The 23,710-nt window shown below is 73.0% G+C and carries 22 protein-coding genes and 1 tRNA gene; 13 read left to right on the forward strand and 10 right to left on the reverse strand.

The genetic code is table 11. From position 1 onward, the window contains the following. Positions 1-25 precede the first annotated feature (25 nt). Positions 26-949: an NAD-dependent epimerase/dehydratase family protein gene (locus tag BM223_RS02130; RefSeq protein WP_038682012.1), complete on the forward strand. Its 924-nt coding sequence runs from the start codon at positions 26-28 to the stop codon at positions 947-949. Here the strand turns inward: BM223_RS02130 and BM223_RS02135 are convergent. Continuing rightward, the gene (locus BM223_RS02135) at positions 946-1,575 is read right to left on the reverse strand and encodes a TetR/AcrR family transcriptional regulator (RefSeq protein WP_052139058.1); all 630 of its coding nucleotides are present in this window, start codon (positions 1,573-1,575) and stop codon (positions 946-948) included. The genes BM223_RS02130 and BM223_RS02135 overlap by 4 nt on opposite strands. A 38-nt stretch (positions 1,576-1,613) precedes the next feature. Between BM223_RS02135 and BM223_RS02140 the strand changes: the two genes are divergently transcribed. Together BM223_RS02140 and BM223_RS02145 are read left to right on the forward strand one after the other, a co-directional pair. Further along, positions 1,614-2,414, forward strand: a complete 801-nt coding sequence (locus BM223_RS02140; RefSeq protein WP_038682010.1) for an SDR family NAD(P)-dependent oxidoreductase — start codon at positions 1,614-1,616, stop codon at positions 2,412-2,414. 138 nt (positions 2,415-2,552) lie between these two features. Further along, positions 2,553-4,589 carry a CocE/NonD family hydrolase gene (locus BM223_RS02145; protein WP_052139057.1) on the forward strand — a complete coding sequence of 679 codons (2,037 nt, stop codon included), beginning with the start codon at positions 2,553-2,555 and terminating at the stop codon, positions 4,587-4,589. On the opposite strand, the gene BM223_RS02150 is transcribed toward BM223_RS02145, so the two are convergent. Continuing rightward, positions 4,570-5,355 (reverse strand): IclR family transcriptional regulator, encoded by a 786-nt coding sequence (locus BM223_RS02150; protein ID WP_038682007.1) that lies wholly within the window; start codon positions 5,353-5,355, stop codon positions 4,570-4,572. The two genes, BM223_RS02145 and BM223_RS02150, sit on opposite strands and share 20 nt — an antisense overlap. 68 nt (positions 5,356-5,423) lie before the next feature. Between BM223_RS02150 and BM223_RS02155 the strand changes: the two genes are divergently transcribed. Genes BM223_RS02155 through dmpG form a run of 3 tightly spaced genes read left to right on the forward strand, consistent with a single transcriptional unit; the run spans position 5,424 to position 8,226 of the window. Then, complete coding sequence (locus BM223_RS02155; RefSeq protein ID WP_038682005.1) at positions 5,424-6,242, forward strand: 2-keto-4-pentenoate hydratase; 819 nt, start codon at positions 5,424-5,426, stop codon at positions 6,240-6,242. Further along, entirely contained in the window at positions 6,239-7,195 is a 957-nt protein-coding gene (locus BM223_RS02160; RefSeq protein ID WP_038682004.1) for an acetaldehyde dehydrogenase (acetylating), read from the forward strand. The genes BM223_RS02155 and BM223_RS02160 overlap by 4 nt, the downstream gene beginning before the upstream one ends. Then, the gene (gene dmpG, locus BM223_RS02165; RefSeq protein ID WP_038682001.1) at positions 7,192-8,226 is read left to right on the forward strand and encodes a 4-hydroxy-2-oxovalerate aldolase; all 1,035 of its coding nucleotides are present in this window, start codon (positions 7,192-7,194) and stop codon (positions 8,224-8,226) included. Before BM223_RS02160 ends, dmpG begins: the two co-directional genes overlap by 4 nt. Positions 8,227-8,307: 81 nt before the next feature. On the opposite strand, the gene BM223_RS02170 is transcribed toward dmpG, so the two are convergent. Both BM223_RS02170 and dcd read right to left on the reverse strand, forming a co-directional pair. After that, positions 8,308-9,300, reverse strand: coding sequence for a siderophore-interacting protein (locus tag BM223_RS02170; protein WP_038681999.1), 993 nt, complete (start codon positions 9,298-9,300; stop codon positions 8,308-8,310). Between the two features lie 30 nt (positions 9,301-9,330). Then, on the reverse strand, positions 9,331-9,945 hold the full coding sequence (gene dcd, locus BM223_RS02175; RefSeq protein ID WP_082003810.1) for a dCTP deaminase: 615 nt from the start codon (positions 9,943-9,945) through the stop codon (positions 9,331-9,333). A gap of 18 nt (positions 9,946-9,963) precedes the next feature. Between dcd and BM223_RS02180 the strand changes: the two genes are divergently transcribed. Together BM223_RS02180 and BM223_RS02185 are read left to right on the forward strand one after the other, a co-directional pair. Continuing rightward, positions 9,964-10,746, forward strand: a complete 783-nt coding sequence (locus BM223_RS02180; protein ID WP_235319063.1) for an SGNH/GDSL hydrolase family protein — start codon at positions 9,964-9,966, stop codon at positions 10,744-10,746. 32 nt (positions 10,747-10,778) lie between these two features. Beyond that, positions 10,779-10,854, forward strand: a tRNA-Gly gene (locus BM223_RS02185). Between the two features lie 21 nt (positions 10,855-10,875). Here the strand turns inward: BM223_RS02185 and BM223_RS02190 are convergent. Next, positions 10,876-11,109: a DUF5652 family protein gene (locus tag BM223_RS02190; RefSeq protein WP_038681993.1), complete on the reverse strand. Its 234-nt coding sequence runs from the start codon at positions 11,107-11,109 to the stop codon at positions 10,876-10,878. 49 nt (positions 11,110-11,158) lie between these two features. On the opposite strand from BM223_RS02190, the gene BM223_RS02195 reads away from it, so the two are divergent. After that, on the forward strand, positions 11,159-11,932 hold the full coding sequence (locus tag BM223_RS02195; RefSeq protein WP_038681991.1) for a DUF3592 domain-containing protein: 774 nt from the start codon (positions 11,159-11,161) through the stop codon (positions 11,930-11,932). Here the strand turns inward: BM223_RS02195 and BM223_RS02200 are convergent. Then, a complete protein-coding gene (locus BM223_RS02200; RefSeq protein ID WP_141267406.1) occupies positions 11,920-12,375 on the reverse strand; it encodes a hypothetical protein in 456 nt (151 codons plus the stop codon). The genes BM223_RS02195 and BM223_RS02200 overlap by 13 nt on opposite strands. A gap of 51 nt (positions 12,376-12,426) precedes the next feature. Between BM223_RS02200 and BM223_RS02205 the strand changes: the two genes are divergently transcribed. Beyond that, entirely contained in the window at positions 12,427-13,059 is a 633-nt protein-coding gene (locus BM223_RS02205; RefSeq protein WP_038681988.1) for a DUF2461 domain-containing protein, read from the forward strand. Between the two features lie 16 nt (positions 13,060-13,075). Here the strand turns inward: BM223_RS02205 and BM223_RS02210 are convergent, their stop codons facing one another. Continuing rightward, positions 13,076-13,528 (reverse strand): nuclear transport factor 2 family protein, encoded by a 453-nt coding sequence (locus tag BM223_RS02210; RefSeq protein ID WP_038681987.1) that lies wholly within the window; start codon positions 13,526-13,528, stop codon positions 13,076-13,078. Between the two features lie 108 nt (positions 13,529-13,636). On the opposite strand from BM223_RS02210, the gene BM223_RS02215 reads away from it, so the two are divergent. Next, entirely contained in the window at positions 13,637-14,305 is a 669-nt protein-coding gene (locus BM223_RS02215) for a hypothetical protein (RefSeq protein WP_038681985.1), read from the forward strand. A 7-nt stretch (positions 14,306-14,312) separates the two neighbouring features. Here the strand turns inward: BM223_RS02215 and BM223_RS02220 are convergent, their stop codons facing one another. From BM223_RS02220 to BM223_RS02230, 3 genes are all read right to left on the reverse strand, one after another. After that, positions 14,313-16,883: a hypothetical protein gene (locus BM223_RS02220; RefSeq protein ID WP_052139055.1), complete on the reverse strand. Its 2,571-nt coding sequence runs from the start codon at positions 16,881-16,883 to the stop codon at positions 14,313-14,315. 219 nt (positions 16,884-17,102) lie between these two features. Further along, positions 17,103-17,561, reverse strand: coding sequence for an RrF2 family transcriptional regulator (locus tag BM223_RS02225; protein WP_038681983.1), 459 nt, complete (start codon positions 17,559-17,561; stop codon positions 17,103-17,105). An 81-nt stretch (positions 17,562-17,642) separates the two neighbouring features. After that, on the reverse strand, positions 17,643-20,519 hold the full coding sequence (locus tag BM223_RS02230) for a PKD domain-containing protein (protein ID WP_038681981.1): 2,877 nt from the start codon (positions 20,517-20,519) through the stop codon (positions 17,643-17,645). Positions 20,520-20,730: 211 nt separating this feature from the next. Between BM223_RS02230 and BM223_RS02235 the strand changes: the two genes are divergently transcribed. Both BM223_RS02235 and BM223_RS02240 read left to right on the forward strand, forming a co-directional pair. Then, positions 20,731-22,596: an acyl-CoA dehydrogenase gene (locus tag BM223_RS02235; RefSeq protein WP_038681979.1), complete on the forward strand. Its 1,866-nt coding sequence runs from the start codon at positions 20,731-20,733 to the stop codon at positions 22,594-22,596. 78 nt (positions 22,597-22,674) lie between these two features. Continuing rightward, positions 22,675-23,700 carry a family 43 glycosylhydrolase gene (locus tag BM223_RS02240; protein ID WP_038681977.1) on the forward strand — a complete coding sequence of 342 codons (1,026 nt, stop codon included), beginning with the start codon at positions 22,675-22,677 and terminating at the stop codon, positions 23,698-23,700. Positions 23,701-23,710 lie beyond the last annotated feature (10 nt).

The following is a 23,710-nucleotide window of genomic DNA, read 5'->3' on the forward strand; positions in this document are numbered from 1 at the left end:
CGCTCGGTAGGTAACGGAGGATGACATGCGGGTCCTGGTGGTCGGTGGAACCGGACTGATCGGGTCGGTCGTGGCCGACGAGCTCGCCCGCCGCGGGCACGACGTCGTGGTGGCCGGGCGGAACCGTCCCGAGGAGGGCGCGCCCGCCGCGGCGTACCCGTTCGTCGAGGGCGACTACACCCAGCCCGGCTGGGCCGAGCGGCTCGCGGACGTCGACGCGCTCGTGTTCTCCGCGGCCCAGGACATCCGCCACGTCGGCCCGCACGCGTCGGAGGAGACCTGGCAGGACGTGCAGACCGCGAGCCTGCCGGCGTTCTTCGCCGAGGCCCGGGCCGCCGGCGTCCGGCGGGCGGTGCTGGTCGGCAGCTACTACCACCAGGTGCTGCCGGAGCTGGCCGAGACCAACGCCTACGTCCGCGCCCGTGCGGTCGCCGAGCGCGCGGTGCTCGACCTGGCGACCGAGGACTTCGCCGTGTGCGCGGTCAACCCGCCCAATGTCGTCGGCGTCGCGCCGGGCCGGGCGCTGCGCGGGTTCGCCAAGATGGTCCGCTGGGCCCGCGGCGAGATGGCCGGCCAGGTGCCCGACTGCGCGCCCCGCGGCGGCACCAACTACATGTCGGTCCACGCCGTCGCCGCGGCCGTCGCGGGCGCGCTCGCCGACGGCGAGGCCGGCCGCGCGTACCTCATCGGCGACGTGAACCTCTCGTTCCAGGACTACTTCCAGGCGCTCTTCGACGCCGCCGGGGCCGGTGCCGAGCGGCGCGTGGCGGTCTGCGACGACGACCACGTCTTCCTGCCCGACGACTTCCTGGTCGCCGGCAAGGGCACCACGCTGTCCTACGAGCCGGACGCCGACGTCGTCGCGCGGCTGGGCTACCCGCGCGGCGACGTCCCCGCGACGCTGCGCGCGATGGTCGCCGCCGTCGACGCGCTGCCCGCCCGCAGCTAGCCCGCGGCGTGGTTGCCGTAGAAGACGGCGACGTACCGCTCGGCGAGGGCCGCCGCGTCGAGCTCCTCGCCGGGGCGGTACCAGCGCACCGCCGTCCAGGTCGCGTCCCGGACCAGGCGGTAGCGCACCGCCACCGGGACGTCGACAGCGAAGTCGCCGGCCTCCGCGCTCGCGGTGAGCGCGGCCACCCAGGCCGCCTCGATCCGCGCGCTCTCGCCGGCGACGAACTCGAAGCCCGGCTGGCCGGCCAGGCGGAGGAACTCGTTCTGGTAGGTCAGCACCCAGTACGGCCGCTCGCCCATCAGGGTGAACGCGTGCCGGACCAGGTCGGTGACCTGCCGGCGCGGGCTGGTGCCGGCGGACACGATCGCCGCCGTCGCCGTCCCCAGGTCGGCGAGGAACTCGCGCAGCACCGCCTCGAGGATCGCGTCCTTGGACGCGAAGTAGTGGTAGAGGCTGCCCGACTTGATCGCCACCTCGTCGCCGATGTCGCGCACCGTCGTGTCGGCGAAGCCGTGGGTCGCGAACAGCCGCGCGGCGGCCTCGAGGATCGCCTGCCGCCGAACCGCCGGGTCCTCGCGGACGCGCAGCGGCCGCGCGGCGGGCTCGGGGGTCGCGGGTGGCACGGCGCGATCCTGCCAGACCAGCAGCAGAGGAGAGAGACATGAACCGGACCAGCATCGTCACCGGCGGCGCGAGCGGGATCGGGGGCGCGATCAGCCGCGCCCTCGCGGCCCGGGGCGACCACGTGGTGCTCAACGACATCGACGGGGACGCCGCCGCGGCGACCGCCGCCGCCGTCCGCGCGGACGGCGGCACCTGCACCGTCGTCGTGGGGGACGTGACCGCGGACGAGGTCGTGGCCGAGGTGGTCGCGGCGGCCGTCGCGATCCGCGGCGCGATCGACGTCGTCGTCAACAACGTGGGCGACTTCCGGCCCGCCTCGCGGGACTTCGCGCACAGCACGCCCGAGCAGTGGCAGCGGCTCTACGAGCTCAACCTGCGCCACGTCTTCACGATGACGTACGCCGTCCTGCCGCACCTGGTCGCCGGCTCGTCGATCGTCAACCTGTCGACCGTCGAGGCCTACCGCGGGATCCCCGCGAGCGCGCCGTACTCGGCCTTCAAGGCGGGGGTCTCGGCCTTCACCAAGAGCATGGCGGTCGAGCTCGGCCCGCGCGGCGTCCGGGTCAACGCGATCGCGCCGGATCTCACCGACACCGCCCAGACCTCGCGCGCCGCGATGCTGCGCGGACGCTCGGAGGACCTCGTCCCCCAGTGGCTGCCGCTCGGCCGCTTCGCCGAGGCCGACGACCACGCCGGCGTCGTCGACTTCCTGACCAGCGACGCGGCCCGCTTCGTCACCGGGCACACGATCCCCGTGGACGGCGGCACCCTCGCCGCGTCGGGCTGGTACCGCCGCCACGACGGCAAGGGCTGGACGAACATGCCCGACCAACCCTGACCCCGCCGTCGTACCGGACGAAATGGTCGTGAAACGGCCTGAATGACGACCAAATTGTCCGGTACGACGGTCAGCAGCGGGCCGTGACCGACGCCACGTCCCGCTCGTTACCGGTGAGTACCCCAGGGAGGGCTCACCATGATCGACCTGACCCCGCGGCACCGCCGCTCCACCGCCGCACTGGCCGCCGCGGCCCTGACCGCCGCGCTGGTCCTGCCCGCCGCCGAGGCCGCTCCGACCGCGGCCCCGAGCGCGGGCACGGAGACCACGGCGACCACGGCGACCGCGGCCGCTGCCCACCCAGGTCGGGCCGCGGCCCCTGCCCGGACCCACCGCCGCCCGGCCGCACGGCCCGCCGCGGCTGCCGCCGGCGCCCCGAGCACCGGCACCGGCACCCCGTCCGCCCGCACCGCGGCGGCCGCCCCCTGGACCCCGCGCGCCGCCGACTACTCCGCGACGGTCACCACCCGCGACATCCCCATCACCATGGACGACGGCGTGGTGCTGCGCGGCGACCTGCTCCGCCCGGCCGGCGCCGACGGCAAGCCGGTCACCACCCCGCTGCCGGTGCTGGTCACGATCACGGCCTACAACAAGACGGTGCTGTCCGCGGGCGGCGGGGCGGTGCTCTCGGGGGCCGAGCCGGCGTACCTGGTCAAGCGCGGCTACGCCCAGCTGACCGTCGACGCCCGGGGCACCGGCTCCGCGCAGGGGCAGTGGGGCGCGTTCAGCGCCCGCGAGGGCAAGGACGCCGGCGCGATCGTCGAGTGGGCCGCCCGCCAGTCGTGGAGCAACGGCAAGGTCGGCATGACCGGCGCGTCGTACATGGGCATCTCGCAGCTGTTCGCCGCCGCCCGCCAGCCCAAGGGGCTCAAGGCGATCTTCCCGCAGGTGCCGGCCGCCGACGTCTACCGCGACGTCGTCGCGTCCGGCGGTCAGATCGACGTCGGGTTCATCCCGCTCTGGCTGGGCCTGGTCACGGCGACGGGCGTGATCCCGCCGGCGTACGGCCTGCAGGAGCCGAAGGCGGGCCTGAAGATGGCGCTCGACCACCTGATGGGCGGGCTCACGTTCACGCTGCCGCTCGCCACCCAGGCGCTGCTCGGCGGCGACCCGGCGTACGACGGCCCGTTCTACCGCGAGCGCTCGCCGATCGAGGTGCTCGACAAGGTCACCGTGCCGACCTTCCTGGTGGGCGGCGAGTTCGACCTCTTTCAGCGCGGCACGCCGCTGGTCTTCGAGCGGCTGCAGCAGCGAGGTGTCCCGACCAAGCTGATCTTCGGCCCGTGGGACCACCTGCAGGGCTCGTCCGGCGCCGAGGTCGCCAAGGCCGGCTACGGCCCGCTCAACGAGCTCCAGCTGCGCTGGTTCGACCAGTACCTCAAGGGCCGCGACGGCAAGCTCGGCCAGATCTCCCCGCTGACCTACTACGAGCAGGGCTCCGGCGCGTGGGTGCGCAAGGCGAAGTGGATCGACACCGACCTGCGGGCGCGCTCCTTCCAGCTCTCCGGCTCGGCGAGCATCGGCGGCAAGGCCGGCACGCTCACCACCGGGACGCCGGCCGCCGGCACGGCCGTCGTCCCGCCGGTGCCGGTGACGGGCCTGTGCACCCGCTCGGCCAGCCAGTGGACCGCGGGCATCCCCGGCCTGCTGCTCAAGGACCTGCCGTGCTTCAAGGACAACAGGCTCAACGACCTCGGCGGCGTCACCTTCGACACCGCGCCGATGGCCAAGGCGGTCCGCTTCCAGGGCCCGCTCGACGCGCGGCTGTTCGTGTCGACGCCGAGCGGCGACGGCATGCTGTCGGTCGCCGTCGAGGACGTCGCCCCCGACGGCACCGTGTCCCGGATCAGCGGCGGCTGGCAGACCATCGCGCACCGCGCGCTCGACAAGTCCCGCTCGCGCTACCTCGACGGCAGGCTGTTGCAGCCGTACCACCCGTTCACGCGGGCGGCGAAGGCGCGGCTCCCGCGCGGCCAGGTGGCACCGGTCGACGTCGAGATCTTCCCGACCGGCGCGGTGATCGCCCCCGGGCACCGGCTGCGGATCTCGGTGCAGGCGTTCGACGTCCCGCACCTGCTCTCGACCGTGCCCGACCTGGTCGGGCACCTGGTGCCGGTCACGATCCACACCGGTCCGGGGACGCCGTCGAGCCTCACGATGGCGGTGCGCTGACCGCCCCCGGGCGGCGGGTGAGCATGCCCGCGATCGCCGCCGCCGTGGCCCGGACGGCGTTCTCGTGCACCTCGGGGCGGAACCGGCCGACCGGTCCGGTGACGCTGAGTGCGGCCAGCACCGCGCCGGTGCCGACGTCGAGCACGGGTGCCGCGACGCAGAGCAGGCCGACGGTGGACTCCTCGCGCTCGTAGGCCAGCCCGGTCGCGCGGACCCGGTCGAGCTGCTGCTCGAGCAGGCCCGGCGCCACCACCGTGTGCGGCGTACGACGGGGGAGCGGGCCGCTGAGCGCCGCCGCCCGGACGTCGGGCTCGGCGTGCGCGAGCAGCGCCTTGCCGATGGCGGTGCAGTGCATCGGCATCCGCCCGCCGGTGCGCGAGGGGCTGCGGGCCTGGCGGTGCCCGCCGATCTTGGCGACGTAGACGACCTCGGTGCCCTCGCGCAGGCCCAGGTGGACGGTCTCGTGGGTGCGCTCGTAGAGGTCCTGCAGGAACGGCATCGCCACCTCGAGCAGGGTCCGCTCGGTGGCCGCACGCATGCCGAGCTCGAAGAGGCCGCCGGCCAGACGGTAGCCGTGCTCGGTCTTGTCGAGCAGCCGGTGGTGGACGAGGTCGCCGGCGACGCGGTGCACGGTCCCCTTCGGCAGGCCGGTGCGACGGACCAGCTCGGCGAGCGGGAGCAGCCGGTCGTCGGCGCCGAAGGCGCGCAGGATCGCGACCGCCTTGCCGAGCACCGTGTCGAGCTCGGCGTCCTCCGCGCCACTCACGCCGACAGCGTACCGGTGAGTGGAACGCGGGCATGGTTTGCCGGCCGCGCGCCCGGGAGAGTGGCGCCATGACCGAATCGACCCTCGATCTCGACGCCGCGGTGAGCGCCGCGGCCGAGCGGCTGCACACCGCGCTGACGACGAACCAGCCGTGCTCGCCGATCCGGGACCTCATCGGCGAGCGCGACATCGAGCTCGCCTACGCCGTCCAGCAGCAGCTCAACGCCCACCGCCTCGCCGCCGGCGCCCGCGTCGTCGGCCGCAAGATCGGCGCCACCTCGCAGGCCGTCCAGCAGCAGCTGGGGGTCGACACCCCCGACCTCGGCGTCCTCTTCGACGACATGGTCCACGAGGCGGCGGCGCCGGTCGACATCAGCAGCCTGCTGCAGCCCAAGGTCGAGGGCGAGATCGCGTTCGTGCTGGGCGCGGACCTCGCCGAGGGCGAGCTCGAGCTCGACCAGGTCGCCGCCGCGATCGACTACGCGGTCGCAGCTATCGAGATCTGCGACAGCCGGATCGCGGGCTGGGACATCAGCTTCGCCGACACGGTCGCCGACAACGCCTCGGCAGGCTCCTACGTGCTCGGCACCGAGCGCCGCACGCTCGCCGACGGGTTCGTGCCCAAGGACGCCGCGATGACGATGACCGTCACCGGCCAGGACGACTCCGTCGGCACCGGCGCCGCCTCGCTCGGCGATCCGCTCGTCGCCGTCCAGTGGCTGGCCCGGCAGGCCCGCGACCTCGGCGACCCGCTGCGCGCGGGCCAGGTCATCCTCTCCGGCGCGCTCGGCCCGATGCGCCCGGCCGCTCCCGGCGCCGCCGTCGAGGTCACCATCGACGGCCTCGGGTCGCTCGCCATCACGTTCAGCACGAAGGAGCAGTCATGACCAGCAGTCGCAAGACCAAGGTGGCGATCATCGGGTCGGGCAACATCGGCACCGACCTGATGATCAAGGTGCTGCAGACCGCGCAGCACGTCGAGATGGGCGCGCTGGTCGGCATCGACCCGGCCTCTGACGGGCTCGCCCGGGCCCGTGACCTCGGCGTCCCGACCACGCACGAGGGCGTCGAGGGCCTCATCGCGATGCCGGAGTTCGCCGACATCGACATCGTCTTCGACGCCACCTCGGCCAAGGCGCACGTCCACAACGACGCCCTGCTGCGCCCGCTCGGCAAGCGGCTCATCGACCTGACGCCGGCGGCGATCGGGCCGTTCGTCGTCCCGGCGGTCAACATCGACGAGCACCTCGACGCCCCCAACGTCAACATGGTCACCTGCGGGGGCCAGGCCACGATCCCGATCGTGGCGGCCATCTCGCGCGTCGTCCCGGTCGCGTACGCCGAGATCGTCGCCTCGATCTCGTCGAAGTCCGCGGGCCCCGGCACGCGCGCCAACATCGACGAGTTCACCGAGACCACCTCGGGCGCGATCGCCCGCGTCGGCGGCGCGCAGCGGGGCAAGGCCGTCATCATCCTCAACCCGGCCGAGCCGCCGCTGATGATGCGCGACACCGTCTTCGCCCTCGTCAGCGCGCCCGACCCGGGCGTGCACGACGAGATCCGGCAGAGCGTGGAGAAGATGGTGGCCGACGTCGCGGCCTACGTGCCGGGCTACCAGCTCGTGCAGAGGGTGCAGATCACCGAGATCCCCGGCGACCAGCCCGTCGAGACGCTGCTCGCCGACGGCGCGGACCGCCCGACCCACCAGGTGTCGGTGTTCCTCCAGGTCACCGGCGCGGGCCACTACCTCCCGGCGTACGCCGGCAACCTCGACATCATGACCTCGGCCGGCCTCCAGGTCGCCGAGCGGATCGCGGCAGCGAAGGCGGCACAGGCATGAGCGACCAGAACCCCCAGATCTTCGTCCAGGACGTCACCCTGCGCGACGGCATGCACGCGATCCGGCACCGGATCGACCCCGCCGACGTGAAGCGGATCGTCGTCGCCCTCGACGAGGCCGGCGTCGACGCCATCGAGGTCGCGCACGGCGACGGCCTGGCCGGCGGCTCGGTCAACTACGGCCCCGGCTCGCACAGCGACTGGGCGTGGATCGAGGCTGCCGCGTCGGTGCTGAAGAACGCCCGGCTCACCACGCTGCTGCTGCCCGGCGTCGGCACCGTCCACGACCTGAAGCACGCCTACGACCTGGGCGTGCGCTCGGTGCGCATCGCGACCCACTGCACCGAGGCCGACGTCTCGGCGCAGCACATCGACGCCGCGCGCGAGCTCGGCATGGACGTCTCCGGCTTCCTGATGCTCTCGCACATGGCGCCGCCCGAGCAGCTCGCCCAGCAGGCCAAGCTGATGGAGTCGTACGGCGCCCACTGCGTCTACGTCACCGACTCCGGCGGCCGGCTCACCATGGACGACGTCGCCGCCCGCGTGCAGGCCTACCGCGGCGTGCTGAAGGCGGAGACCGAGATCGGCATCCACGCCCACGAGAACCTCTCGCTGTCGGTGGCCAACTCCGTGGTCGCCGTCCAGAACGGCGTCTACCGGGTCGACGCCTCGCTCGCCGGCCACGGTGCCGGGGCGGGCAACTGCCCGATCGAGGCGTTCGTCGCGGTCGCCGACCTGATGGGCTTCGAGCACCGCTGCGACGTCTTCCAGCTGCAGGACGCCGCCGACGACATCGTGCGGCCGCTCCAGGACCGCCCGGTCCGGGTCGACCGCGAGACGCTCACCCTCGGCTACGCCGGCGTGTACTCGTCGTTCCTGCGGCACGCCGAGCGCGCCGCCGAGCAGTACGGCGTCGACGTCCGCGAGATCCTCATGGAGTGCGGCCGGCGCCGGCTCGTCGGCGGCCAGGAGGACATGATCGTCGACATCGCGCTCACCATCGTGGGCGAGCGCGAGGCCGCCGCCGTCTGATCGTTCCCGTCGTACCGGACAAAATGGTCGTGAATTCGACGAATTCACGACCATTTTGTCCGGTACGACCGGGGGGCAGGGTCAGGAGCGCATCGAGACGCCCTCGCGCCAGTAGCCCATGAACGCGACCTGGCGGCGGTCGAGCCCGAGATCGTTGACCAGCTTGCGACGCAGGCCGGTCACGATCTTGGACTCGCCGGCGATCCAGGCGTAGAGGCCGGCGTAGGGGGTGTCGTCGGTCGGGACGGCGGTCGCCTCGGCGACCTGCTCGCCCGACGAGGAGTAGACGGGCGTCTCCCACAGGTCCGGGTCGATCTCGTCGTCGGTGACGGCGACCTGCTCGGTGGGCGTCGCTCCGGTCAGGTGCGCGAGGACGGCGGCGTGCAGCCGCTCGCCGCGCGCGCTGCCGTTGCGCGGCAGCCAGGTGACCTGGACGCCGGCCGGCGCGGTGACGTCGTCGAGCACGTCGCCGTCGACCGGCACCTCGATGAAGGCCGCACCGCTCGCGTCGGCGGGCAGGTCGCGCAGCACACCACGGATCGCCGGGGCGGCGGTCTCGTCGCCGGCGAGGAGCAGCCGGCTCGCCGTCCCGGGCTCCCACTCGATGCCGCCGAACTCGTGGCCCCGGCGCGGCGCCAGCACGACCAGGCGCTGGCCCGGCGCGGCCTGCAGCGCCCAGCGGTTGCCGGCACCCTCCATGGGGTCGCCGTCGTCGTGCCCGTCGGTGTCGTGGACGACGATGTCGACCACGACCCGGGTCTGCGCACCGGTGCCGACGACGTCGCGGATCGTGTAAGTGCGCATCGAGCCGCGCTCGGCCTCGGGGATCTCGATCCACGAGGTCCACCACGACTCGTCGGCGTTCGCGAACGACGGCAGCGTGCCCGCCGGGGTGGGGAAGATGATCTTGAACCGCTGGTCGAGGACCGGTCCGTCGGGCCCGACCTCGGCCAGTGCCTCACCGCCGAGCTCGACCCGCACGAACGACGGCGAGACCCGCTCGACCCGCACCACCTCGACCTCGCTGAGGATCATGGGGAGCGTGGCGACGTACTCGTTCTGCTCGACAGTCATGAGGTCAGGTTAGCCTAACCTCGCTCGGTCTCAGATCGAGGTGCGGTGGAAGTTCTGGAACGAGCGCGACGGCGTCGGGCCGCGCTGGCCCTGGTAGCGCGAGCCGTACTTCTCCGAGCCGTAGGGGTGCTCGCTCGGCGAGGTGAGCCGGAAGAAGCAGAACTGCCCGATCTTCATGCCCGGGTAGAGCTTGATCGGCAGCGTCGCCACGTTGGCGAGCTCAAGCGTGACGTGCCCCGAGAAGCCGGGGTCGACGAAGCCCGCCGTCGCGTGCGTGAGCAGCCCGAGCCGGCCCAGCGACGACTTGCCCTCGACGCGCGCGGCGATGTCGTCGGGCAGCGTGACGACCTCGTACGTCGAGCCGAGCACGAACTCGCCGGGGTGCAGGATGAACGGCTCGTCGCCCTCCGGCTCCACCACGCGGGTCAGGTCGGACTGGTCGGCCGCCGGGTCGATCGAGGGGTACTTGTGGTTGTCGAACACCCGGAAGAACCGGTCGAGGCGGACGTCGATCGACGACGGCTGCAGCATGGACGGTTCGTAGGGTTCGAGGGCGATCCGTCCGGCGTCGATCTCGGCGGTGATGTCGCGGTCGCTGAGCAGCACGGGCCGCACCTTACCCGCGTGCGACGTGGTCCCGGTCACGAGCGCAGAATGGGAGGCGTGAGCACGCGCACCTTCACCAAGTACGTCGCCCTCGGCGACTCCTTCACCGAGGGGGTCGGGGACGCCGACCCGACGCGCCCCAACGGCGTCCGCGGCTGGGCCGACCGGTTCGCCGAGGGCCTCGCCGCCCGGGCCGCCGCCGAGGGCCAGGACTTCGGCTACGCCAACCTCGCGATCCGCGGCCGCAAGCTGCCCGCGATCATCGCCGAGCAGGTCGACGCCGGCCTCGCGCTCGGACCCGACCTCGTCACCATCCACGGCGGCGGCAACGACGTGCTCCGGCCGAAGGTCGACATCGACGCCCTCGCGGCGTCGTACGACGAGGCGGTGGGGCGGATGAGCGCCGCCGGCGCGCACGTCGTCATGTTCACGATCGCCGACCCGGGCCTCAACAGCGTGATCAAGGTGATCCGCGGCCGGACCGCGATCTTCAACGAGTGGGTCCGCGAGATCGCCGAGAAGCACGGCGCGACCGTGGTCGACATGTGGCGGATGCGCGACTGGAAGGTCGCCGAGGTGATGGACGACGACCGCCTCCACCTCAACGCCCACGGTCACCAGATGATCGCGATCGCCGCGCTCGACGCGCTCGGCGTCCCGCACGCGCTGGAGCCGCTCCCGCTGTCCGTCGTCCCCGTCTTGAGCCCGCGCGAGCAGCGCGCCGCCGACCTCGCCTGGGCCCGGACGCACCTCGCACCGTGGGTCACCCGCCGGGTCACCGGGCGCTCGTCGGGCGACGGGGTGGAGCCGAAGCGACCGGTGCTCAGCCCCATCGGGTAGCATCCATCTCGCCCTGGCCGCGCCGGGGCACTGCGGACGTAGCTCAGTTGGTAGAGCGTCAGCTTCCCAAGCTGAATGTCGCGAGTTCGAACCTCGTCGTCCGCTCCAAGGTCCGGGGCCCCGATGCCCTCAGGCCGCCGGTCGCCTCCGGCCGCGCACGAAGTAGACCACCGGCAGGACGCCGGCCGAGTTCAGCAGCGTCAGCGCGGTGGCCCAGGCGCGCTTCGAGCCGTTGACCTCGTCGGCGTCGCGGCGCTTGAGGTCGGCGAGTGCCACCGCCTTGAGTGCGCCATCGACGGCTGAGGCCACCAGGATGATCCGCCGCGTCCGTGGGCTGAGGTCGCGCCATCGCTTCTTTGCCATCGGCCGAGCATGCCTGGCGCACCCGCCCGGCGCCAGGGTCTAATGGGCCATGGCGTCCCCCCTGCCACACCTCGGCCCCTACGCGGTCGACCCGCTGCCCCGGCAGCCGGCCAAGCCCGCCATCGCGCTGCTCCTCCAGCTGGCCGGCGGCCTCCTCGCCGGGTACGGCGCGCTCGCCTCTGCCGAGGCCCCCGCCCCGGCGACCTCCCTGGTCGTGGGCGGCATCCTCGTCGTGGTCGGCGGCCTGGCCTGGCTCTTCTGGGTCGACCCGTTCCCCCTGCAGCTCAACGCCTGGCAGGGCTACGCGACGCTCACGCTGTCGGCCGGCCTCGGCGGCATCGTCGCGGTGGCCCGGCACGACCTCGACGGTCCCTACCTGACCGCGGTCGGCGTCCTCGCCGGCACCGGGACCGCGTTCCTCGCACTCGGCCTGTTCCTCCCCGCGCACCGGCGCCGCGCCTACGCCCGCGACCTCGAGCTGATGGCCTCGGGGGTGCCGTGCCGCGCCGTCGTCCTCGACGACGGGCTCGACCCGTGGGACTGGGAGGACGGCGACGGCACCATCTCGACGGTCGTCACCTTCCGCTTCACCGGCGCCGACGGGACGACGTACCGGTTGCACCGGACGGTCGCCATCCCGGGGCGGGCCCACCTCGAGGACGGGCACGAGACCGTCGTCTGGCACGACCCGGAGCACCCGCTCGACGAGTCGCGGATGGTGGTCGCACTGCACCACGCGCTGCGGTGGAACGTGCCGATCCCGGAGCCGGACGTGCCGGTGGTGGGGGCTCCGGTGGCGCCGGGCGCCGCTCAGCCGGCCTGAGCGACCCGCACCGCGACGTGCAGCGCCGACGACGTCGCGTGCACGAAGACCCGCCCGCCCGGCGAGAAGCCGTGCGCCCGGGGCTCCTCGGCGTCGTCGACGACGAGCACCGTCCCGTCGGGACCTTGCAGTCGCCCGCCTGTGGGAGTGAGGTCCGCGGTCCAGCCGTCGGCGGTGGCGGCCGCGAGCCGGCCGCCCCACAGCCCTGCGGCGGGAACGACCTGCTGCCCGCGGTGGTCGTCGTAAACGATCGACGGGGGTGAATCGCGGTGCCAGGGGTACTCGCCCGGGATATCGGGGACGCGGTCCAGGCGTGCGCCGCCCGCGGCGTCGAAGACGCCGAGACCCGCGTGGCTCCCGACCGCGACCCGCTCCTCGTCGAGGAACCCGACGGCGACGATCCCGCCCACGGGAATCGTCCGGATCGGGCTCCAAGCGGGCATGCTCCGACTCTAGGCGTCCGGTCCGGTGGCCCGCGCAACTAGGCTGCCCCGGTGACCTTCGAAGGCTTCCCCGTCGCCGCGCTCGACTTCTACGACGACCTCGAGGTCGACAACACCAAGTCGTTCTGGGAGGCCTACAAGGCCGTCTACGACAAGTCCGTCAAGGCGCCGATGGTCGCGCTGACCGACGCGCTGGCGCAGGAGTTCGGCGACGCCAAGGTGTTCCGGCCCTACCGCGACGTGCGCTTCGCGAAGGACAAGACGCCGTACAAGACGCACCAGGGGGCGTTCGTGGCCGTCGGCCAGGCGTCCGGCTGGTACGTCGAGGTCTCGGCGCCCGGGGTGCGGGTCGGCGGCGGGATCTACGAGGCCGGGGGGCCGCGCCTGGCGGCGATGCGCGAGGCGATGGCTGACGAGAAGACGGGCAAGGTGCTGCAGCGGATCCTGCGCGACCTGGAGCGGGGTGGCTTCGAGATCGCGGGGGAGCGGCTCAAGACGGTGCCGCGCGGGTACGACAAGGAGCACCCGCGGATCGAGCTGCTCAAGATGAAGACGGTGCTGGGCATGCGCTCGTACGGCTTCGAGCCGTTCGTGCACACGGCCGAGCTGCTCGACCGGGTCCGGGAGGACTGGCGCCGCCTGCGGCCGCTGGTCAGCTGGATCGCCGAGGCGACGGCGATCTAGACGCGGCGGAGGAGGGTCAGGCGCTGGTGAAGCTCGCCATCGTCCGCTCCGGCTCCCAGAAGGCCTTCATCGACTTCACCCGGCCGTCGTCGTCGACGACGTAGACCATGATCAGGTCGGTCGTCGTGTGCGAGCCGTCGGGGAACGACGTCTTGATCCGCCCGATGTTGGCGCAGGTGTTGCTGCCGGGGTTGGCGAACGAGTCGGTGATGGTGAACTCGAACGTGCCGATCGGCGCGATCGCCTTCTCCCAGAAGGCCGAGATGCCGGCGTGGCCGTGGTGGCCGGCGCCCTCGGGGTCGAACATCGAGGGGCCGACGGGGTCCTCGAGGACGGCGTCCTCGGCGTAGACCGTGAGCCACTCGGCGAGGTCGCCCTTGGCCACCGCGGAGTACGAGCGCTGCGACGCGGCCCGGGCCGGGTGCGGGTCGTTCGGGGCGTTCCAGACGATGGCGTCGGAGGTGATCATGGGGGCCATCGTAGGGCGGTTCTAGAACGTGTTCTACCCCTTCGGCTCGACCGCTGCCGGTCACCGCCGGTTCACGGGCCGCTCATCGGGGGCTGGCACGGTGGCGCCATGGCGAAGAAGCACCAGGCCTGGATCCACGTCGGGATGCCCGGCGCCGGCGACGTGATCGAGTCCGCGCTGGCCCACCACCACGCGGCGCTCGTCGAGCTGGGGGTCGCCTCGGTGGCCCAGACGACCGCCGAGAGCTTCCGGGCGGCCGTCGAGATGACCCGCTCCCACAAGGACTGGGGTCTCAAGCGCACCGACGTCGAGGGGCAGTGGAGCCGGCTGGTCCGCCGCGCCGAGCGGGCGCGCGCCGACCTCGTCTTCAGCCAGCCGCTGCTCGCGACGGCGACGCCCGAGCAGGTCGCGCTGCTGGTCGATGCGCTCGCCGCCCACCGGGTCCACGTCGTCGTCACGACGGGCCTGGACGACGAGGCCGCGACCGTCGCCCGGTGGAGCGCCGCCTGCCGCAAGCCCGAGCGGATGCACGTCCTCGAGACCGACGGCCTCGAGCCGGGCGAGGTCTGGAAGGCGTTCGGCGCCCTCGTCGGCTTCGGTACGGCGTCCCTGCGCCTCGACGAGGTCCGGCACGCGGCCGCGGCCTTCCAGTCCCTCCCGGACGCCCTGCGCGAGGTCGAGCGCCTCGCCCGCCGCAACGCCTCGCTCGAGGTGCGCCTCGAGGAGCTCGACCGCAAGCGGCGCAAGCTCAAGCGCAAGCTCGGCCAGGTCGCCTGACCCGGGGTCAGCCGACGCCGATCGTCAGCGCCGCGGCCTCCGCGGCGGTGTAGCCGGCGACCGCCGGCACCGACACGGTCCAGGTGCCGGCCGCCTTCGGCAGCACCCGGAGCGTGAACGTCCCGTTCGCTGCCGTCGTCGGCGTCGCCACGACGGTGCTCGTCGCCGACCCGGTCGCCCGGAACGTCACCTTGAGCCGCAGTCCCGGGGCGGGCAGCGTGGTGCTGCCGTAGGTCCGGGTCGCCGTGCCGCTCAGCGTCACCGAGCCGCCCGCCGCGACGGTGCTCGCGGACGTGGCCGCGGTGACGGCCGTCGTCCAGGTGCCGGCGGTGACCGGGCCGATCGCGGACGACGCCGCCGGCTGGCCGGCCGCACCGGCGTACGTGACGCTGAGGACACCGCTCACCTTGAGTGGCACGACGGCGGTGAACCGGCCGTCCGGGGTCGTCGTCGCCGCGCCCACGCGCACGGCCGCGCCGCCGCCGGCCGGGGCGACGTACACGGCGACGGGCTTGGCGGCGAGAGCGGTGACGGTGCCGCCCGCGTCGCGGCGGAGGGTCCCGGTGACGGTGACGTTCTGGCCGAAGCCGACCTCGGTCCGGTCGACCGCTCCGGTGATCAGCGTCGCCGGCGAGCTGACGACGAGCGAGCCGGCGGTGGCCGTCGCGGCCGCGTAGGCCGTCGAGACCGTCAGCACGACCGACACCACCCCCGACTCGGTGGGCTTCACGACGAGGCCGAACCGCCCGTCCGCACCGGTCTTGGTGGTGCCGAGGGGCAGCACCCGGCCGGCGGCCGTGGTCAGCCGGACAGCGAGCGTGACGCCCGACGGGACCGCCGCGGTGAGCCGGCCGCTGACGCTGACCGGGTCGCCGTAGTAGGCGGCGCTGCGGTCGAGCTCCGCGGTGAGCGACGTCGCGCAGCGGGCCGGGGTGGCGACGAGCGTGGCGGGACCGCCGGCGGCGTAGACGGTCCCGGCCGTCGTCCGCGCGCGGTACGTCGTCGCGACGGTCGCCGTCTGGCTCAGCACGGCGGTGCCCTCTACCGTCGTCAGCGGCGAGCCGGCGGCGGCGGGCGCCGTCATCGTGGCGGTCTGCTTGGTCAGCGCGACGGCGAGGCCCTTGACCGGCTGCCCGCTCGCGGTGTCGACGACCCGCGCGGTCAGCGGGAAGGCGGCGCCGGTGCAGACGGCGGTCGCCGTCCCCGCGGGGAAGGCGACCGTGACCGGCCGCGTCGTCCCGGTGGCGAAGGTGAGGGGGCTCGTCACGGTCCTGCTCGCACCGGTCGAGTCCGTGAGCGTCGCGGTGACGGTCGTCGGCGCGGACGCCGTCGCGGCGCAGGTGACGCTCGTCTGCAGCTCGGCCGGGCTGCCGAACACGCAGTCGGCGCGCGCGGACTTCCACTGCACGGACGCGACCGTCCGGCCCGCCGGCAGGGACGGCGCGATCGTCGCCTGCGTCGCGAGGCCCGGCACGGCCGGGTTGTTGACCGCGATCGTCGCACCGAGGACCGTCGGCGTCCCCGGTGCGCCGCCGCCCGAGCCGTCGCCCCCGCCGATCAGGAACCGCGAGTCCGCGGCGTTCCAGTGGGTGTCGAGCCAGCTGCCCGGGTCGGGGTAGGTCGAGAAGTAGTCGTCGTTGTTGCAGTCGAGGAGGTACTCGCGCTCGGCCGGGCACACCTGCTTCATCGCGAACCCGCCGCCGTCGGCGTAGCACATGGTGTCGGACTCGTCCCAGCAGTGACCCGCGCGCGTGCCGTGCGGCGCCGTGCTCATCACGCCCCCGAGCGTGTGCAGCAGCTCGTGCGCCTCGACCGAGTGCTGCGCCGCGCCGTCGCCGAAGCCCCAGCAACCGGAGTCGATCCGCGCGTACTGCGCGTAGCGGCCGTTGTTCGGGTTGCCCTGCCCGTCGGTCGCGTCCGGGTACATCGACGCCACCCCGCACAGCACCGTCGCGTCGGTCCACATGAGGTACTTGCGGCTCGGGTCGGCGTACCCGAGCGCCTGGACCGCCGAGATCGTCGCGTTGAAGGACGACATCGACCCGGCCGGCACGGTCACGTTGAGCACCTTCGCGACACACGCCCCGCCGTCCGGCTCGGTCACGAACCGCACCTTCCGGACGCCGCCGGTCAGCGCCGCCGACCGGTTGACGACGTCGTCCACGCCCGCGGCCCACAGCCGGAAGCTCGGCAGCAGGGCGGCGTACCGGTTGCTGCGGCCGGCCTCGACGACGTACATCGCCTGGGTGCGGTACCCGCCGGACCCGTCGCCCTCGCACGTCACCGCGGGGCTCGCGGCGGCCGCCTGCACCGGCGCCGGTACGCCGAGCGCCTCCGCCGCGTCGTACGCCCCTGCGGAGCCGCCGTCGCGCGCCCGCAGCTCGGCCGTGCTGACCGGCTCGGTCGGGTCGACCCCCGCCGGCGGCTCGTCGACGTGCTGGCACGCCCCCGGCAGCGACCAGCTCAGCGCGTCACCGCTGCCGCAGCGGGCCGGCTGGGGAGTGGCGGGGGAGAGGGCCAGCGCGGCCGGGGCGACCACCGCGATCCCGACGGCCAGGGCGAGCAGGAGACGGCGCATGCCCGCCCGATCGGTGCGGGTGGGTCAGGAATGAGGGGTCAGCGCCGAAACGAGACCCGGTCCCGGGCGCGCAGCGCGGCAGCGCGCCACCAGGTCCGGCCGCCAGCGAACCTCGCACCGAGTAGACCTCGACCGCGAGCGCGGCAGCGCGTCGAGAGACGCTTTTCGGGCAGCTTGCTGCCTCTTCGAAGCGTCGAAGACGCGCTCGCGCCAAACCAGCTAGTGCGGGGCCCAGGCGTCGTCGTCGGCGGTCCGGGAGGTGACCGCGTCTGGCAGCTGGCCGTCGGCGAGCTGCTGGATCGAGACGTCCTCGAAGACCTCGCGCAGTGCCCGGCGCGCGGCGATCCAGACGTGCTGGAGCACCTCGGCGTCGTCGTTGTAGTTGACCGCCTCGGGGCGCAGCCCATAGACGGAGACGAGGGGCCCGTCGACCGCGCGGATGACGTCGGCCACCGAGACGCCGTCGGCCTCGCGGGCCATCCGCCAGCCGCCTGACTGGCCGCGCTGGGACATCACGATGCCCGCGCGGCGGAGGTCGGCGAGGATGGCCTGGAGGAAGCCGTGGGGGATGTCCTGGAGACGACCGAGCTCCTCTGCGCTCACCGCCCGGCCGTCGGACCGGCCTGCCATGGCGATGAGCGCCCGGAGTGCATAGTCGGACTTGGCGGAGACGCGCATGGGGCCAGTGTCTCAGATTGTTCGATCGAGTCACTCGACCTAGGGCGTTTTTCGGGTTCGCCGGGGTGGGCGGGACGTCGCTCAGGGGGCGCCGAGCAGGACGCTGAACGTGATCGCCGCGGTCCCGCTGGCGTCGGCGGTCGCGCTGAGGCCGCCGGCCGGTCCGGCAGGCACGGGACCGGCGCTGTCGGCCAGGACGCCGGAGATGTAGCCGGAGCCCGATCCCGAGGCGGCCGAGCGCTGGGTGGTGTCGGGCGGCAGCGTCCACGACGTCGTCCCGCTGCTCTTGTCCGCCCAATAGCTGACGAGCCAGTGCGCGCCGTCGGGGGCCGACAGGGTCGGCGTGGCGTGGACCGTCCCCGAGCTCGTCTGGACGGCGATCGCGCTGGTCACGGTGGGTGCGACGCCGCGGTAGGCGACGACGGTGAGGACGCTCTTGGCGTAGCCGCTGGAGGTGACGGCGACGGTGCTGCCGGCGTCGGCCGCGGTCGCCGTACGACGCCACAGCATGCCGGTCGCCTTGGTCCCGGCCGCGGCGGACTGGACGAGCGTCCACCCCGCCGGCCCCGTGTACGACGGCGCGACGGTGTTCGCGGTGAAGTAGGCGAGCAGCAGGTCGCCCGCCTGCACCCCACCCGGGACGACGGCCTGGTGGTTGACCCGGTTGCCCTGGGTGGAGGTCGCGCCGACGAGGGCGATCGGGCTCGCGGCGGCGGTGGGCTGGGCAGTGCGGGTGGTCGCGCCGGTCTTGCCGCCGTTGTCGGTGACGGTGAGGCCCACGGTGACCGCGCCACCGGCGGCGTAGGTGTGCGTGACGGTGGGCCCGGCGGTGGTGGTGCTCTGGCCGTCGCCGAAGGTCCAGGCGTAGGAGGTGATCGTGCCGTCGTCGGTGGAGCCGCTCGCGTCGTACGAGCAGTCGAGGCCGGTGCACGAGACGGTGAACGCGGCGGTGGGCGGGTCGTTGACCGGCGGTGGGATCGGCGTCCCCTGGTAGAGGAACATCGCCCGCGACGCCCAGCCCGACCCGGACGGCGCCAGCGTGGTCGCGGTCCCGGCCACGGCGCCGTGCTCGCCCCAGTCGGCACGGCTGAGCGAGCCGTTGCTGCTGGCGAAGTACAGCCGCCCGTCGGCGACGAAGGCGCCGCGCATGCTGCTGTAGCTCACGCCCGTCACCGACGGCACGCTGAACTGCTGCTGCCCCACGACGCCCGACTCGGGCTCGAACGCGCGGCGGTAGAGCAGCGACGAGCCGGACTTCGTGAAGTAGATCCAGCCCTTCCGGAAGAACAGGCTCGTGATCGTCGGGATGTCGACTGTGTGCCAGGCCGCCTCGTAGACGAGCTGGTCGGCGGTGTCGACGGTCGTCGCGGGCCCGTACGTCGTGCCGTCGAAGGTCCGCCGGGTCAGGGTCCGGTCGGAGTACGCCGTGTAGAGCACGCCGTTGACCATGAACGCGCCGACGGCGGTGCCCCAGCCGGTGCCGTTGGGGGCGTTGACCGGTGCGCTCGCGGTGGTGCCGTCGAACCCACTGCGCACGAGCTGGGACTGCCCGCTGGCGACGCGGAAGACGTCGCCGGGCAGCGTCCCCTCGGGCTCGTCGGCCAGCGCGGCCCCGCCCGAGAGCGGGAGGAGGGCGACCTTGCGGTGCGTCTCGCCGGCGATCACGTCGGTGTCGGAGCCGACGAAGAGTCCCTGGTCGGTGGCGACGAGAGCGCGGACGCCGGCGCCGAGGGTGCGCGTCGGGTTCCACGCGTAGGGCATGCCGTTGCGCACGTCGAGCGCCGCGATGCCGGGCCGCGACACCGCGCCGTCCCCGGCCGCGTCGCCGCGGGTCGGGTTGTTCTGCCAGCGCATGTGCCCGCCGGTGTAGACGACGTCGTCGGTGACCTCGACGGTCCACGTCGTGTCGCCGCCGGTGTACGCCGTCCAGGTCGGCCGCACCGCGGTGCCGCCGGCGCCGGTCTCGAAGCGGGCGACCACGTCGCAGCCGCTCGTGGCGGCCATGCTGCCGGCGTAGCCGCCGTAGGCACCCGTGGTGGAGATGACGAAGAAGGAGCCGTCGGGGGAGAACTCGACATCGGTCATGTAGGTCTCGAACGACGAGCTGCAGGCCGACTCGTACAGGCTGGTGTAGTAGCTCGCCAGCGTCGCCCGGGTGCCGCTGCCGATGTCGAGAACCGCCATCTGGTGGCGCTTCACGCCGTCGACGGTGTCGAAGTTGCCGATCGCGACGAGGCGCGTGCCGGCGGGGTTCGTGGCGATCTTCTGGACGTTGGTCAGCGAGCCCGCCCGGTGGACGCCGGCGATCACGCTGGCGTAGTAGGGATCCCGGGCGCCGGTCGTCGCGTTGACCGAGGCCAGGCCGAGGCTGGGCTGACCCTGGACGTGCGTGAACTTCCCGGCGATCCACAGCCGGTTGCCGACCACCGACACGTCGCGCACCTGGCCGTTGAGCGTGCCGGGGTTGAACTGGGCGACCCGGTCGCCGGTGAGCGTGCTGGCCTTGTAGAGCCGGCTGACCGCGACCGATGTCCCTCCCGAGGTGGCGTGGTCGAAGGCACCGCCGATGTAGACCGACGTCCCGTCGGCGGCCGGCTGCAGCGTGTAGACGAGGCCGTTGGGGTTCGGCGCGAACGTCGTGCTGACCTGGCCGGTGTCCGCGCGGAACGCGAAGACGTTCTGGCGGGGGATGTCGACCGTGCTGCCCGCGTTGCGCACCCGGGTGAACGTGCCGCCGACGACGACCAGGTTCCCGACCTGGGTCATCGAGTGCACCGCCCCGTCCATCACGTGCGGGGTGAACGACACGGGATCGTCGCTGACGATCCGGCCGGACTGGGGAGCGGCGTTGCCGGTGTCGGCGGCGTGGGCCGGGGTCAGGGCACCCGGTCCGGCGAGGATGCCGACGGCGAGGGCGCCGGCGGCGAGCAGGGATCCGAACGTTCGCGGGAGGTTCACCGCCCCATCCGATCTTTTTCGGGCAGGGGCCGAATGGCCCTTTTTGGGTGAATTCGCCGACTCGCCGCCCGACCCGCCCGGGGAGGGGCGCCGGTGTGAGGAGCCCGACCACCCCGTTGCTTGCCCGCAGCAAGCACCCCCCGTATCATGAAGTTACTGGCGAGTAGCAGCCACGACAACAACTCTGCGAACCCCTAGAAATGGTGGGACAGTGAGCCACTACAAGAGCAACCTGCGTGACATCGAGTTCAACCTCTTCGAGCTCTTCAACGTGCAGGAGTACCTCGGCACCGGCGTCTTCGAGGAGATGGACGCCGACACCGCGCGCGAGATCCTCTCCGAGGTGGAGCGCGTGGCCCGCGAGGACCTGGCGGCCTCCTTCGTCGACTCCGACCGCAACCCGCCGGTGTTCGACCCCGCGACCAACACCGCGCCCGTCCCGGCGTCCTTCAAGAAGTCGTACGACACCTGGATGGAGTCCGGCTTCTGGGCCCTCGGCCTGCCCGAGGAGATCGGCGGCACCACCGCGCCGCCGTCCCTCGTCTGGGCGACCGGCGAGATGGTCCTCGGTGCGCAGGCGCCGATCTGGATGTACTGCACCGGCCCGTCGATGGGCTCGGTCGTCTTCAAGAACGCCAACGGCGTCGAGCGCGACATCAAGATCGCCCAGCTCATGCTCGAGAAGCAGTGGGGCGCCACGATGGTCCTCACCGAGCCCGACGCGGGCTCCGACGTGGGCGCCGGCAAGACGTTCGCCACGCCCAACGACGACGGCACCTGGAACATCTCCGGCGTCAAGCGCTTCATCACCAGCGCCGAGTCGGACCTGCAGGAGAACATCATGCACCTCGTCCTCGCGCGCCCGAAGGGCGTCGAGGGCGTCGGTGGCCCCGGCACGAAGGGCCTCTCGCTCTTCCTCGTCCCGAAGTACCACTTCGACGTCGAGACCGGCGAGCTGACCGGCGAGCGCAACGGCGTCTACGTCACCAACGTCGAGCACAAGATGGGCCTCAAGGTGTCCAACACCTGCGAGCTCACCTTCGGCGACGCGCAGGTCGGTGGCGGCGAGCCCGCCCGCGGCTGGCTGCTCGGCGAGGTCCACGACGGCATCCGCCAGATGTTCGACGTCATCGAGAACGCCCGCATGATGGTCGGCACCAAGGCCATCGCGACCCTCTCGACCGGCTACCTCAACGCGCTCGAGTACGCCAAGGAGCGCGTCCAGGGCGCCGACCTCACGCAGTCGTCCGACAAGACGGCGCCGCGGGTCACGATCACCCACCACCCCGACGTCCGCCGCTCGCTGATGACGCAGAAGTCGTTCGCGGAGGCCATGCGCTCGCTCGTCCTCTACACCGCGACCTGGCAGGACACGGTGTTCCGCGCCAAGGCCGCCGGCGAGCGCGACGAGATCGCCGAGGCCGTCAACGACCTGCTGCTCCCGATCGTCAAGGGCTACGGCTCGGAGCGCTCGTGGGTCCTGCTCGGCACCGAGTCGCTGCAGACCTTCGGTGGCTCGGGCTTCCTGCAGGAGTACCCGATCGAGCAGTACGTCCGCGACGCCAAGATCGACACCCTCTACGAGGGCACCACGGCGATCCAGGGCCAGGACTTCTTCTTCCGCAAGATCGTCAAGGACCAGGGCAAGGCGCTCGGCCACCTCGCGGCCGAGATCAAGGCGTTCGCCGAGTCCGGTGCGGGCAACGGCCGGCTCAAGAACGAGCGCGAGCTCCTCGCGACCGCTCTCGCCGACGCCGAGGCGATGGTGGGCCTGATGATCAACGACCTCATGTCCGCCCAGGACGAGATCAAGAACATCTACAAGGTCGGCCTCAACACCACGCGCCTGCTGATGGCGCTCGGTGACGTCGTCTGCGCCTGGCTGCTGCTCCGCGGCGCCGAGGTCGCCCTCGACAAGCTGGCCGGTGACGCCGGTTCCGAGCAGGCCTTCTACGAGGGCAAGGTCGCTGCCGCCCAGTGGTTCGCGCAGCTCAACCTGCCGCGCATCTCGGCCGAGCTCACGATCGCCCAGGGCGCCAGCCTCGACGTCATGGACCTCTCCGAGGACGCGTTCTGATCGCTCGCTGATCAGCCCGTACGACGGCCGCTCCGGGAAACCGGGGCGGCCGTCGTCGTTGTGACCTAGGGTTCGCGGGTGCTCCGTCGTCTCCTGGTCCTCGCGCTGCCCGCGCTGCTCGCCCTCGGGCTGGTCGTCGCGCCGGCGCCCGCCCCGGCCGAGGAGCGCTACCCGGAGCCGGTCCTGGCCGGCAACGTCGGCGACCCGAGCGTCGTCGCCGTCGGCAAGAAGCTCGTTGTCGTCGCGACCGGTGAGCAGGTGGACCGCGCGGTCAAGGAGCCCGGCCGCGGCTGGCGCTGGACCGAGCCGGTCCTTGCCGAGCGTCCCGCATGGGCGCGCGCGGGCGCCATCTGGGCCGCCGACCTGACCCGGGTCGGGAAGCGCTGGGTGCTCTACTTCGCCGTACCGGTGCGGGGTCTGGGACCCGAGGGTCGCTGCATCGGCGTCGCCGTCGCACGCGGGCCGCTCGAGGTGTTCCGTCCCGTCGGCACCGCGCCGCTGGTGTGCCCGGCGCGGGCGAAGGTGCCGGCGGCGGCCGACCCGGTCGCCGTACCGGGGCTGCCGAGCCGGGGGGTGATCGACCCGTCGGCGTACACCGAGGGCGGTCGGCACTACCTGCTCTACAAGACCGACGGGAAGCCGTCCTCGATCCGGCTGCTGCCGCTGAGCGGCAACGGGCGGAAGGCGCGCGGCCCGAGCGTCGAGCTGATCCGCTCGACGGGCGTCGTCGAGAACCCGGTGCTGGTGCGGACGGGCGGCTCCTACTACCTGTTCGCCTCCGAGGGGGACTTCGCCCGCTGCAGCTACCACCAGACGTGGCGCCGCTCGCGGTCGCTGACGGCGTGGGCCGACGCCCCGCAGGGGGTGCTGCTGGACCGCGCGTCGACCGGCGGGCTGTGCGGGCCCGGCGGCGGCGACGTCGTCGTCCAGAAGGGGCGGGCGACGCTCTACTTCCACGGCTGGGTGCGGCGCAGCTCGACGATCCCCAAGGGTGCGGGCTTCTGGGGCTGGAACGGCGGCGAGCAGAAGGCGCGGCGCGCGATGTACGCGGCCCGGTTGACGATCCGCTCCGGGGTGCCCGTCGTGAAGCGCTACCTGCGCTGACGCTGCCGTG

Origin of the sequence: Pimelobacter simplex, from assembly GCF_900114845.1 — a bacterium.
Classification (GTDB): Bacteria; Actinomycetota; Actinomycetes; order Propionibacteriales; family Nocardioidaceae; genus Nocardioides; species Nocardioides simplex.

Bases quoted from the DNA above. Each gene is read 5' to 3' on its own strand.
- BM223_RS02220 (WP_052139055.1), bottom strand. From the start codon at position 16,883: ATGCGCCGTCTCCTGCTCGCCCTGGCCGTCGGGATCGCGGTGGTCGCC.
- BM223_RS02155 (WP_038682005.1), top strand. From the start codon at position 5,424: ATGACCGAATCGACCCTCGATCTCGACGCCGCGGTGAGCGCCGCGGCC.
- BM223_RS02190 (WP_038681993.1), bottom strand. From the start codon at position 11,109: ATGGCAAAGAAGCGATGGCGCGACCTCAGCCCACGGACGCGGCGGATC.
- BM223_RS02130 (WP_038682012.1), top strand. From the start codon at position 26: ATGCGGGTCCTGGTGGTCGGTGGAACCGGACTGATCGGGTCGGTCGTG.
- BM223_RS02145 (WP_052139057.1), top strand. From the start codon at position 2,553: ATGATCGACCTGACCCCGCGGCACCGCCGCTCCACCGCCGCACTGGCC.
- BM223_RS02200 (WP_141267406.1), bottom strand. From the start codon at position 12,375: ATGCCCGCTTGGAGCCCGATCCGGACGATTCCCGTGGGCGGGATCGTC.
- BM223_RS02195 (WP_038681991.1), top strand. From the start codon at position 11,159: ATGGCGTCCCCCCTGCCACACCTCGGCCCCTACGCGGTCGACCCGCTG.
- BM223_RS02140 (WP_038682010.1), top strand. From the start codon at position 1,614: ATGAACCGGACCAGCATCGTCACCGGCGGCGCGAGCGGGATCGGGGGC.
- BM223_RS02215 (WP_038681985.1), top strand. From the start codon at position 13,637: ATGGCGAAGAAGCACCAGGCCTGGATCCACGTCGGGATGCCCGGCGCC.
- BM223_RS02225 (WP_038681983.1), bottom strand. From the start codon at position 17,561: ATGCGCGTCTCCGCCAAGTCCGACTATGCACTCCGGGCGCTCATCGCC.
- dmpG (WP_038682001.1), top strand. From the start codon at position 7,192: ATGAGCGACCAGAACCCCCAGATCTTCGTCCAGGACGTCACCCTGCGC.
- BM223_RS02210 (WP_038681987.1), bottom strand. From the start codon at position 13,528: ATGATCACCTCCGACGCCATCGTCTGGAACGCCCCGAACGACCCGCAC.
- BM223_RS02170 (WP_038681999.1), bottom strand. From the start codon at position 9,300: ATGACTGTCGAGCAGAACGAGTACGTCGCCACGCTCCCCATGATCCTC.
- BM223_RS02160 (WP_038682004.1), top strand. From the start codon at position 6,239: ATGACCAGCAGTCGCAAGACCAAGGTGGCGATCATCGGGTCGGGCAAC.